The sequence below is a fragment of the Alishewanella sp. d11 genome (assembly GCF_049390205.1).
GTDB lineage: Bacteria > Pseudomonadota > Gammaproteobacteria > Enterobacterales > Alteromonadaceae > Alishewanella.
In genome coordinates this window covers 2819548-2831618 of the sequence record NZ_CP186547.1, presented here as the reverse complement: position 1 = coordinate 2831618, position 12071 = coordinate 2819548, and the positions used below count along the sequence as shown (strand labels likewise).

The window sequence follows — 12071 nt, the reverse complement described above, 5'->3', positions numbered from 1 at the left end:
CACACGTCTCCGGTACCACTCCGACCAGTCGCAGCAGTTATGCACAGGTCTCCGGTACCGGTCGGACCAGCTTAACCGTGTCCGCATGCTGTATAATATTTCGCTTAGTTAACGTACTGCGAATATCGCGCAGCTCTTCTGCGCTCATCGGGCTATTGAATAAGGCATTGTAAGCAGACATGCGCGCTAAAGCTGATGTACCAAGCGCGGTGTAAGTTTGGTGAGGTGAAATAATACTTGAATATTTACCGCAGGCATTAGTTTGAAAACTGGACCATGGAAAGCAGCCGGGATCCTCAACAATACCCGCTCGCACTGGGTTTAACTCTATATAACGATAGCAGGCGAGTAAGTAGTAATCACTTTCGATCACACTGGCAAAATACTTGCCATCCCACACGGTTCCTGTGCGTTCGTTGGTCGTGTTGAAATATCCCGCATATTTTCGTCCTAGGCATTGCATAAAATGGGGCACTTCAGTACCCACTGTAGGGGTGATCAACAAATGGTAGTGATTGGACATCAGCACATAAGCATGCAGCTGAATTGAGAAAAGTTCTAACTTTTCGCAAAGCATCTTGAAGAATACTCGCTTATCCATCTCACAATCAAAGCAACGCATGCGATTATGACCACGGTTTACTACGTGATAAGACATGCCGTCGACAAATAGACGTGGTTTTCTGGCCATTTTAATCCCCTAAGATAATTGTTAATTAATTTAAAAATAAGTTAATAAATATAATTTGCAAAAAATTAGGTGCTGGTAAGAGGACTTACCGGTACCGGAGACGTGTGGATAAGTTAACTGGTAGGAGTGGTACCGGAGACGTGTGGATAAGTTCGTTTGATTTAGCGCAGGGTGTGGTTTGGATTTTGTGGCATACTGTGTTTAATAATTGACCAAGGAGATGGCACTAATGGCTAAGTCGCTTAATTCACTACCACAAGATGTGCATCATTTGCAGGCTGATCAGGTGTTAACTGCTTTAGACAGCAGTGCCGCAGGGTTAACCAAAGCGCAGGCGCTTGCTCGGGCAGAGCGTTATGGCGCGAATGCGCTGCCGCAAGCAGCGGGACCGTCGCTGTTTTACCGCTTTTTTAAACACTTTCACGATACCTTAATTTATGTACTGCTATTCGCGGCTTTGGTCACTGCCCTGCTTGGGCATTGGCTAGATACGGGCGTTATTTTGGCGGTCGTGGTGATCAATGCCATCATCGGTTTTATTCAAGAAGGCAAAGCCGAGCAAGCCCTAGCCGGAATTCGGCAAATGCTCTCGGTGTCGGCGAATGTGTGCCGAGATGGTCACTGGCAGCAAGTCGCTGCCGATACGTTAGTACCCGGCGATATTGTTAAACTGCGATCGGGAGATCGGGTGCCTGCCGATTTACGCTTGCTAGAAACGACCGAGCTGCGCATAGAAGAGTCAGCTCTCACTGGCGAGTCGATGCCCGTGTCCAAACATCCGCAAGCCGTTGCCGTGGATGCGCCTTTAGGCGATCGAACTAGTATTGCGTTTTCAGGTACTTTAGTCACCTCCGGTCGCGGTATAGCTGTTGTTACCGCAATTGGCGCCGCCACAGAAATTGGCCAAATTAATACACTGCTCTCTGATGTGCAAAGTTTAGAAACGCCGCTCACTTTACAAATGAACCAGTTTGGCCGTTATCTGGCGCTCGCTATCGCGTTACTAACACTACTGATGCTCGCCGTAGGTTTACTGGCGCACGATTATGCCCCCGCGGAGGTGTTTTTAGCGGCAATTGGCTTTGCTGTGGCAGCCATCCCAGAGGGTTTACCAGCTATTTTAACAATTACCTTAGCACTGGGCGTTAAGCAAATGGCGGATCGGCATGCCATAACCCGTAAACTGAATGCAGTGGAAACGCTCGGCGCAGTAACAGTTATCTGCTCGGATAAAACCGGTACCCTTACCCGCAATGAAATGACCGCCAAAGACGTGATTACCTGCCAAGGACATTATCAGGTAACTGGCATTGGCTATGCGCCCACCGGCGAGATTTTATGGCAAAACCAGCCTGTAGTGTTAAAGGAGCACCCTGCACTGCAGGCGCTTATTGAAGTAGTTGCTGTTGCTAACGATAGTGAACTGCAACAAAAACAGACTATTTGGCAGGTGCATGGCGAACCAACCGAAGGTGCCTTATTGTGCTTAGCTGAAAAAGCTGGCTTTGAGCGCGAGCGCTATCAGCGGTTGGCGGTGATCCCATTTGAGTCTGAAAACAAATTTATGGCCAGCTTGGAACAACAAGCTGATGGCAGTAAATACGTACTTTTAAAAGGTGCGCCTGATCGGCTTTTGCCGCGCTGTACCACGCAATTAGCCGCCAATGCGCTTGCAGAACCTTTAGATACAGCCTTCTGGCAAAAGCAAATTGAGCAGTTGAGTCAACAAGGGCTGCGCGTTCTGGCTGCAGCAGGCAAACCGACAACGCAGGTCGAACTTGGTATGCCCGATCTGAACGAGCTGTGTTTTTATGGCCTAATTGGCATTATTGATCCGCCAAGGCCAGAGGCAATTACCGCCATCGCGGCCTGCCAACAGGCAGGCATAAAAGTCAAAATGATCACCGGCGATCATGCGGGTACTGCTAAAGCCATTGGTCAAGCCATGGGCTTAGCCAATGAGCATGAATTGGTGGTTTATACGGGGCAAGATATTGCGCAGGCCACCGCAGAAGAATTACAGCAGATGGCGCAAACTGGGACTATTTTTGCCCGCACTAGCCCAGAGCATAAACTGCGCTTGGTACAAGCCCTGCAGCAACAAGGCGACATTGTGGCAATGACCGGAGATGGCGTTAATGATGCGCCCGCCCTAAAACAAGCCGATGTTGGTGTGGCAATGGGGATCAAAGGTTCGGAAGCCAGCAAAGAAGCAGCTGACATCGTGCTGGCCGATGATAATTTTAGTACCATCGCAGCCGCCGTTGCCGAAGGCCGCACCATTTATGACAATTTACGCAAAGCCATTTTATTTATTTTACCCACTAACGGCGCACAAGGGCTGGTCATGCTTTGTGCAGTGTTATTTGGCTTAACCCTGCCTTTGACCCCCGTGCAAATTTTATGGGTGAATATGGTGGTTGCTATTACACTGGCACTGGCGCTCGCCTTTGAACCTGCAGAGCCCGGTGTTATGCGTCGCCCGCCGCGAACAGCCAAAGCAGCGTTGTTAAGCCGAGCTTTTTTAAGACGTATTACGCTAGTCTCGGTATTAATTGGCGGTAGCGCCATGCTGCTATTCAATATCGCTATTAATCAGGAATTGAGTCTAGAGTATGCCAGAACCCTAAGCGTGACAGCTTTGGTCGTTGCGCAGGCGGGTTATCTGCTAAATAGTAGGCACTTAAGTAGCTTTAGCTTACATCCTAAACTGTTGTTTACTAACCCAGTCGCTTGGTTGGCTATTGGCGTGTTGGTTTTGTTACAGTTGGCTTTTGTTTATGCCCCCTTTATGCAAAGCTTGTTCGGTACTACGGCGTTACAGCTGGAACACTGGGGCTGGTGTGTACTGGGCGCGGCCTTGATTATGCTGTTGATTGAACTAGAGAAGAAACTGCTGTGGCAGGATCAGTAAAAAACTAAGCATGTAAAGCTGTAAAATAGTTGATACAGCAAAAGCGACAAAGCACCAAGTTATGGCTTAGAAATAGAAAGCACCAGCTACTGTTTGGTAAGCCATACACTTGTATCTGTGCCGAATTACACTATAGTTAAAGATGTTATAGCTGCGTTTATACAGCGTATTTGGGAGCTTAACCGCGATGATATCCTCTGCCAATCTGGGTGCCATGCCAGTTAATGCCTTGCTACGTCAACAAACCGAACGCCAGGCACAGCAGGCTGAGCAACAGGCACAAGCGTTAGAACAGCAAGCTGCGTCGAAAAGACGTGAAGCTCGTCAAGCCGAAGCCACGGCAAGACGGCTTGATGCTGAAGCCGACCAAGCGGCAGCAGAATCAAGTTTGCTAAAAGATAATTTGGCTAGTGCTGATCGCACTGCAACCTCCTTCGTAACTAATTCCACTCGTTTAACGAATGCGATTAATCAGGCCACAACACCTGATGCTGAGCAAACAGACACGCCAGCAACGTCGCTCTCTCGCGAGATTAATAATCTTGTGGCAGGTAATATTAACGCCAACAAAGGGAATTCCATTAGTTTTGTCATTTAACAGCATTTAACCTGACAATGGAGTGTAATGGGGTTCACCCGGACTTTTCGGGGGAATTTATGTCAACAATTAACGATTTTATTAAACAACACCCTGCAATGGGCCCCTTGTTAGTGCTCGGTGTTGTGGCTGTTTGTACTACTGACACAACCACTCAACTTGGCTTTGCTCACGGCGTGCTTTATACACCGTTAGTTGTATTAGCGAGTTTAACTTCACGCTCTCAGTTAATTCATCTCACCAGCCTATTATCGTTAGCGGGTCTCTGGTTAGGCTATGTTATTTCTCCTGCCGCACCAGATGGTTTTGCCACGGTTTATATCTTAGCTAATCGTTGGCTGGCAACCTTAGCGATTATTTTATTATGGTGGCTGGGGCTACTCGCTAGCAATGCGCAGAAAGAGCAAGAACACCAGCAGACCGTTGCATTGCAAACCACTGAGGATTTACGTTATGCCAGAGTGGTCGCCAGCTTAAGTCATTGGCAATTTGATGATCATAGCAAAGTGATCCACCTCGATCAGGCAAGCCAAACGCTGCTGGGTGTGACAGAGCCTGAGCTAACGCTAGAGCAATTTGTTCAGTGTTTTGCAGACAAGTCGCAAGCAACTATTAAGCATAACGTTCATCTTGCGCTAAAACAGCAGCAAGTAAGCTTATTCGAAACACAATTATGTGAAGAAAATCGCAGCCCAATTTGGCTCAATGTTATTGCCTATCCCGATCCGGTTTACCCCGAGCAAATAAGAGGGCTACTGCAAAATACCGAACAGAGCCATCAAAAAGCCGATATGTTAGCCGAGCAACAGCTGCGTTTTATCCAACTCGCCGATAGCATGCCGGTAAAAGTCTGGACAGCCACAGCAGCCGGTGTGGTAGATTTTGCCTCTCTGACTTTTGTCGAGTTTTGTGGCAAAAGTGCTAAGACGATTGTTCAGGACTGGCTTAACCTTATTCATCCTGACGATCGAGACAGCACACTGGCGCAGTGGCAGTATGCGGTGGCAACGAAAACACCCTATAAAATCGAGTTTAGAATTCTACGGGCTGATGGTGTTTATTGCTGGCATCTTACTTCTGCCCTTCCCATTTATAACGCCAGCGGAGAACATATTTGCTGGTTTGGTTCAGCCATGGATATCAGTGAACAAAAGGCGCTTTGGCTAAAAGCCGATCAAATGCGGCAATCCTTGTATCAAACCTTAGAAAGTATTACTGATGGCTTTTTTTCGCTGGATAAAGATTTTCGGTTTACCTATTTCAACCAGAGTGCTGCTGACCTTTTTGCGCATAACAAGCAACCCGCCTTGGGCAAATTACTCACAGAAATTTGTTATGCCCCAGGTAAAGATTTTAGCCTGTTAACGACGACGGTACAGCGCGCTTTTTATAAACAGCAAACTGAGCAGTTTTTATTTGTGCTGCCTGACACAGCCATAGCCGTAGAGTTTAGTGTCTATCCAGCCGAACAAGGGGTGAGCGTTTTAATGCAACCGCAGGCGGTTAATCAGCAAAATCTGGCGCTAATTCAATCTGCAACCATTTCCCGTTTAACGGATGATTAAAACGAATCTGCCGCGCATGCAGCAGCAAGCGAGGCCGAGCCTTAGCAACGATGTCCCCGCCATAAAAGGTGTCGCCAAGGATGGGGTGGCCTATTGCGGCTAAATGTAAGCGTAATTGATGAGAGCGACCGGTTATCGGCTCCAATAACACCGCTGAGTTATCTTGTTGCGCGTTATACTGTAAACGCTGAAAGCGTGTAACGGATGGCTTACCTGTTTGCTGGCAAATTTTATAGAGGGGGCGATGTTCTGGATCGGCCGCTATGGCTAAATCAATAGTGCCACTTTCTGCGATCTGCCCCGCTACCACCGCCTGATAGGTTTTTTCTACCGTACGTGCCTGAAATTGCTTACTGATTTCGGATAAGGCTTTTTTGGTCAACGGCAGTATAACTAAGCCAGAGGTATCATAGTCTAAGCGATGCACCACTTGTGCCGTTGGAAACTCGCGTTGTACTCGGCTAATTAAACAATCGCGATTTGCTGGGTGCCGTCCAGGTACCGTCAATAAATGGCTGGGTTTCGACACCACTAACAGCACATCATCTTGATAGTGGATGTCGTAGGGTTGGTCGGTGGCCGGTAAAATGGCAAGATCGTCTAAAGCGGCAGACATGTCGATTCTCAATAAGCAAAGTAAACGCAGCCATTATGCCGTAAAAAAGCATTGTCAGCAGCCAAAAATCCGCTAAGCTGCCAGCAAATATTGGTTTTGCAGGCTTTTGTTCGTTATGACAGCGTCTTTTGTTTATCAACCACCACAAGCACCTTTGGATATCCTTTATCAAGATAAAGATCTGCTCGTGGTGAATAAACCCAGTGGTATTTTAACCAATCCGGGCCGTGGTGAGCATTTGGCTGATTCATTATTAAGCCGAGTTCAGCAAGCATATCCCAGCGCTTTATTGGTACATCGCTTGGATTTAAGCACCTCGGGCATAGTAGTATTTGCTCTTAGACGTAAAGCTGAGCGCGAATTAAAACGCCAGTTTGCTGAGCGCTTGGTAAAAAAACGCTATTTGGCTATCGTTGCAGGAAATTTGGCCCAAGCTGAAGGCATTATCACCTTGCCACTGTTAGCCGATCCGCTGCATCCTCCCAAGCAACAGGTGCACCCAGAGGGTAAAGCTGCCGAAACGGTGTATAAAGTCTTAGCTGATGATATTGCAGGAAGATTACAAACTGATTTCGCATGCAGTTTGGTTGAATTAAAACCGGTAACGGGTCGCTCACATCAGCTGCGAGTGCATATGGCAGCACTGGGGCATCCTCTTTTGGGCGACGCCTTTTATGCGCCAGAATCAATTTTTAATGCAGCCCCTCGTTTACTGCTGCATGCTGCAGAATTAACACTATTGCAACCTTATAGCCAACAGCCACTCACCTTTACCGCAGACACCGACTTCAACTTATCCACCGGTGTCCGGTACCGGTAGGAGGTGTGAGCTCATACCTGAACCGGAGACGTGTGGATAACGTGGGGTTTTATGCACCGGTGTCCGGTACCGGTAGGAGGTGTGAGCTCTTACCGGTACCGGAGTCGTGTGGATAATTAGAGGTGTTGTTCGAATAGGCGGTGGATACGGCGGTATTCGTCTAGCCAGCTGCTGGGTTGACGGAAGCCGTGGTTTTCTACCGGGTAAATGGCCGTTTCGAAGTGGATGATTTCTTGTTCAATCAGCCGCTGTACTAACCGCACTACGTCTTGGAAAAACACGTTGTCGTCGATCATCGGCGCATTGATTAACAACGGTTTAGTTAATCCTTGGCTGAAATAAATCGGCGAGCTGCGCTCATAAGCAATGGGATCGATATCTGGGGTGTTTAAGATATTCGAGGTGTACGGATGATTGTAATACGCCCAATCACTGACCGGTCTTAACGCTGCGCCTGCTTGGAACAGATCAGGTTCTTTGAATAACGCCATAAAGGTTAAGAAGCCACCGTAAGAGCCACCGTAAGTGCCGATGCGTTTGCGATCAACATTGGCGTTTTGCACTAACCAAGCTACGCCATCAACCAGATCTTGCACTTCAGGTGTGCCCATCTGCCGATAAATAGCAGTCCGCCAGTCACGACCATAGCCTTTAGACGCTCTAAAATCCATGTCCATAACCACATAGCCTTGTTGCACCAATAAATTATGGAATAAGAACTCACGGAAATAACCAGACCAACCTAAATCACTGTTTTGCAGATAACCAGCACCATGGTTGAAAATTACCGCCCGGCGAGCGTCGCCTTGCTGATAGTTTTCTGGCAAGTAGACTTTGCTAAACACCGGATGATCCGTATGGCTTGAGGGCACTGCTACCACTTGCGGTGCAACCAACGGTAGTTTGCGGAACTCGGCAGATACGGTGTCGGTTAACTGACGTAAGCTCGCACCCGGTGTGGCGTCGGCAACAAAAAGCTCTGGCGGCATTAAGTTGGTAGAATGACGCAGTAATAACTTTTGCTCATCCGGTGATAAGGTAAACTCGGTGCTGCCCAGCAAGTTTGTCAGCTGTTCGGTTTTGCCCGTTGCTAAAACCTGACGGTACACATTGTAGATACCGGGGTGAGTACTATTGGCGGTGAAATAAATGTACTGATCGTTATGGGTGAGCACTGGGCTACTGACTTCAAAGGTGCCGGCAGTCAGCTTATTGGCTTTTTTGCTGTTCAGCGCTTTGGTATATAAATGCGAATAACCGCTTTCCTCTGATAAGAAGTACAAGGTTTCGCTTGTATTTAACCAGCCAAAATCGTTAAACGCATAGTTCACCCAAGCTTTGTCGTGTAAGCGATGCTGAGGTACCAGTTTCTTTTGCTGTAAATCAACGGTGGCGATCCAACGGTCTTTGTTATCAAAAGCTTTTAGCATAACGGCAACTTGCTTACCGTTATTATGCCAACGCATAGCACTTTGACTCCAATACCAATCGGTCATTAAACCAATGTCACGGATCACTTTTTCTGATTTGTAACGCTCACCACGGGCTTTAGCGTTTTCTGCTTTGACATCAGCTAGCACATCTTCGTTATAGCCGGGTAAAGCCGAGTAACTCAGCTCATGCTGAGCGCCAGTGCTAAGGTCAACCAAGATTAACTTTTGCGGTTCTGGTTTAAAATCGGTCACTCTGGCCCGTACGGGTTGTGCCGCGATATCACCAGTCGCAGTGATATAATTTGGCATGATATCTTTGTCGTTGCGCGCAGTTTGTTTACGCGTCGCCAAAATCATAAAACGCGCATCGGGTGATAAGCTGGCATCGACAATTTGCCGGCCTTTACCAAGATAAACTGCTGCGGCGGCCATACTGGCATTTTCTGCACGCAGTTGTTGCTGCATGGCATGCCGCTCGCTTTGGTTACGGTGCTGCAAGGCCACATATTCAATAAGCTTTTGTTGCTCTTGTGCTAAATAGCTTGCTGGCACGGCAGGGGCTTTTGGCGCATCTTCGGTTTTTAAGCTCACGACTTCGGTATGGCTACCGTTATTAAAGTCATAAGCAAAATAGCTCCAGCCTTGTTGATAAACTAAACGGCCATCCAATAAAAATTGCGGCCGACTTTGGCTACTATTGGTGCGCGTTAATTGCAGCAACTCGCCATTTTGCAGCACAAAAATATTGCCTTCAAACACATAGGCGGCTTTACTGCGATCAGCATTATAAACCAGTTGCTCCGCACCCATTTGATGCCAATGCGCCAGTTTTACTAATTCCCCATTACCCTCAGCCGCTAATGGCCGAGCAAACCAATCGCGTAATTCACTGCCTTCACGCTTACGTTGGTAATAGATAGTAGAACCATCTGGCGCCCAAAACGCGGTTTCAGGTTGTCTACCCAGCCAATCGGGATCGGCCATGATTTGTTCCATGGTTAAGCGAATGCTAGGGTCGATTGGATTGGTTTGGCTGATAGAAATGGTTTCTTTCGACCAAGTCTGCGGTTCAGCCTTGGCGGCTAGCGGAGCACTTTGCCATAACAGTGCGCTAACACTGAGCGCAACTACTGCTTTGTGGAAGATTTTCATAGTTTTATACTTATTTTGCAAAAGACGCTAAGTTATACAAAGCCGCGCAAAATAACGCAACAGATTGCGGTGCAATGCTGCTAGTTTACGGCAAAAAACACAAAACCAGCCGCAGCTGGTTTTGTTGAACAAACTCAGGTCATTACACAAACAAGCGCTTGGCGAGATCTTCAAGTTGCTGCTGTGCTGCACGTGTGGCTTTTTCAGCGGAATCTGGCCCCATGTTTAAGCCTTCTGCGTAAACAAAGTGCAGGTTTTTTAAGCCAATAAAATTAAAGAACGTGGTTAAAAATGGTACTTGGCTGTCTGCTGGGCTATTGGCATACACACCACCACGGCTTAACACAAACACCACTGGCTTATCGGCTATTAAACCCACTGGGCCTTGCTCAGTGTATTTAAAAGTCACTCCAGCACGCGCTAAGCGATCGAATAACGCTTTGAGCTGGCTGGGTAAAGCAAAGTTATACATTGGCACACCAATGACTAAAGCATCTGCTGCATTGACCTTTGCAATCAGCTCATCAGATAACGCAGCTAGGGCTTGTTGTTCCGGCGATCTATCTTCTGCTGCAGTCATCCAACTGGCAATTTCACTCATCTCTAAATGAGGGAATGGCTTGGTATTTAAATCAATTGCAGTGATTGCTTCACTCTTAACTGCAGCTGCAGCCAGCAAATGACTGATTAACTGGTTTGACTGCCCCTTTTCACCACTAATAGAACTTTTAATCACTAAGATGTTTTTCATAACGTATCCTCCACGATGGTATTGGACACAGTTTAATCATATTTAATAGAAAGTATATTGCAAAAAATCGCCATATCCATTCGATTTTTTATTTTAAAAAAAGTTAATCCAGCCCTGATCAGCTTGCGTATAAAGTTGCAGACCAAATCACGTACTTTAACGCCGGGAAAGAACAAATATGTTGGAATCTACCGTGCTAACAGGGCATCATGACAACTCGATAGTAACGACGAGGATGCCAGACCGTATGACAATAAGTGCCGAGCCAAACATTCGTGTTGGCCAATGGGAAGATGCACTGACCTTTGTAGCGGTAAATGCAGACAAAGCAGCTTATGCTGAATTATTTAACTACTTTGCGCCAAGATTAAAAGCGTTTGGCATGAAAATGTTTGGTAATGAGCAACAAGCCATGGAAATGGTGCAAGACACCATGTTAAACGTCTGGAAAAAAGCTGGTTTATTCGATGCTAGCCGTGGCTGTGCTTCGACTTGGATTTTTACCATTGCGCGTAATGTTCGCTTTGATATGTTACGTAAAAAGCAAAGTAGAAAAGATGACATCAGTGCCGATGATTTATGGGCTGATGGTGATTACCCTGAGCAGGAAGATTCTACTAACGACAAATGGGAAACCATGTTGTTAAGTGAGAAGTTAGCACCGCATTTTGATGCTTTACCGCCTGCTCAACGTTTAGTAATGCAAAAAGTTTATATAGAAGAAAAATCCCATCAGGAAGTGTCTGATGAATTAGACATTCCGCTTGGCACGGTAAAATCACGAATCAGATTGGCTCTGGATCGGTTGAGAGAGGCATTAGATGACACACGCAGTTAAATATCATCCAGGCATTATGCTTATGGAACAATATGTTGAAGGCACTTTATCTGCTGATGTGGCACTTGCTGTTGCTACCCATATTGATCTTTGCCCTCACTGTCAGCGTTTATGCCAAGACTTGCATAACGATCAGGGCAGCCAGTTAGCTAAATTACAGCCAGCAGCGAATACGCAAGACAGTGATTTTGAGCAGATGCTTGCGTTTATTACTTCGCAGGAGCCTCAAACAAAAGCTGCGACGAAAATGCTGCATGATACTGTTACTGTGACCATTAATGATCGTCAGTTTAAGATCCCACGTGCTTTAAGTCGCCTAGCGCAGCAGCATGGTAAATGGTTACAACTTGGTGGTATTGCCACCGCAAAGCTTCCGGCCGGTGATAAGGCACATGTTTCTTTGCTTTACATCGATAAAGGCACCGAAATCCCTAATCACACGCACTTAGGTATGGAGTTTACGCTGGTACTAAGTGGCAAAATATGTGACGAAAATGGCGAGTACGGTGCAGGCGATTTATTGATTAATTCTCCGGTTGATACCCACACGCCACACACTAAAGCCGATGAGGATTGTTTATGTTTATCGGTACTCAGCGCGCCACTGAAGTTTAATAAAGGTTTAGTACGTTTACTTAACCCGCTACAGCAGTTCTTTTACTAGTTTTGTGTTCGATGATGCAGCTTTGACGC

At 46.8% G+C, this 12071-nt stretch carries 10 protein-coding genes; 6 read left to right on the top strand and 4 right to left on the bottom strand.

Annotation, left to right across the window (positions count from 1 at the left end; all coding sequences use genetic code 11):
* Positions 1–37 precede the first annotated feature (37 nt).
* The gene (locus tag ACO1PK_RS12885) at positions 38–691 is read right to left on the bottom strand and encodes a transposase (protein WP_423186011.1); all 654 of its coding nucleotides are present in this window, start codon (positions 689–691) and stop codon (positions 38–40) included.
* A 229-nt stretch (positions 692–920) separates the two neighbouring features.
* Here ACO1PK_RS12885 and ACO1PK_RS12880 point away from each other — a divergent pair, with 229 nt between their 5' ends.
* The 3 genes from ACO1PK_RS12880 (at position 921) to ACO1PK_RS12870 (ending at position 5768) form a co-directional block, all read left to right on the top strand.
* Positions 921–3605, top strand: coding sequence for a cation-translocating P-type ATPase (locus ACO1PK_RS12880; RefSeq protein WP_423186010.1), 2685 nt, complete (start codon positions 921–923; stop codon positions 3603–3605).
* A gap of 187 nt (positions 3606–3792) precedes the next feature.
* Positions 3793–4203, top strand: a complete 411-nt coding sequence (locus ACO1PK_RS12875; protein ID WP_423186009.1) for a hypothetical protein — start codon at positions 3793–3795, stop codon at positions 4201–4203.
* A gap of 59 nt (positions 4204–4262) precedes the next feature.
* On the top strand, positions 4263–5768 hold the full coding sequence (locus tag ACO1PK_RS12870) for a PAS domain-containing protein (RefSeq protein ID WP_423186008.1): 1506 nt from the start codon (positions 4263–4265) through the stop codon (positions 5766–5768).
* On the opposite strand, the gene ACO1PK_RS12865 is transcribed toward ACO1PK_RS12870, so the two are convergent.
* A complete protein-coding gene (locus ACO1PK_RS12865) occupies positions 5707–6384 on the bottom strand; it encodes an RluA family pseudouridine synthase (RefSeq protein WP_423186007.1) in 678 nt (225 codons plus the stop codon). The genes ACO1PK_RS12870 and ACO1PK_RS12865 overlap by 62 nt on opposite strands.
* Before the next feature lie 115 nt (positions 6385–6499).
* Between ACO1PK_RS12865 and ACO1PK_RS12860 the strand changes: the two genes are divergently transcribed.
* Positions 6500–7204 (top strand): RluA family pseudouridine synthase, encoded by a 705-nt coding sequence (locus tag ACO1PK_RS12860; protein ID WP_423186006.1) that lies wholly within the window; start codon positions 6500–6502, stop codon positions 7202–7204.
* 116 nt (positions 7205–7320) lie between these two features.
* Here the strand turns inward: ACO1PK_RS12860 and ACO1PK_RS12855 are convergent, their stop codons facing one another.
* Together ACO1PK_RS12855 and ACO1PK_RS12850 are read right to left on the bottom strand one after the other, a co-directional pair.
* The gene (locus ACO1PK_RS12855) at positions 7321–9789 is read right to left on the bottom strand and encodes a prolyl oligopeptidase family serine peptidase (protein WP_423186005.1); all 2469 of its coding nucleotides are present in this window, start codon (positions 9787–9789) and stop codon (positions 7321–7323) included.
* 142 nt (positions 9790–9931) lie between these two features.
* The gene (locus ACO1PK_RS12850; RefSeq protein ID WP_423186004.1) at positions 9932–10540 is read right to left on the bottom strand and encodes an FMN-dependent NADH-azoreductase; all 609 of its coding nucleotides are present in this window, start codon (positions 10538–10540) and stop codon (positions 9932–9934) included.
* Between the two features lie 247 nt (positions 10541–10787).
* Here ACO1PK_RS12850 and ACO1PK_RS12845 point away from each other — a divergent pair, with 247 nt between their 5' ends.
* Positions 10788–11378 (top strand): sigma-70 family RNA polymerase sigma factor, encoded by a 591-nt coding sequence (locus ACO1PK_RS12845; protein ID WP_423188220.1) that lies wholly within the window; start codon positions 10788–10790, stop codon positions 11376–11378.
* Entirely contained in the window at positions 11362–12042 is a 681-nt protein-coding gene (locus tag ACO1PK_RS12840; protein ID WP_423186003.1) for a ChrR family anti-sigma-E factor, read from the top strand. The genes ACO1PK_RS12845 and ACO1PK_RS12840 overlap by 17 nt, the downstream gene beginning before the upstream one ends.
* Positions 12043–12071: the final 29 nt, after the last annotated feature.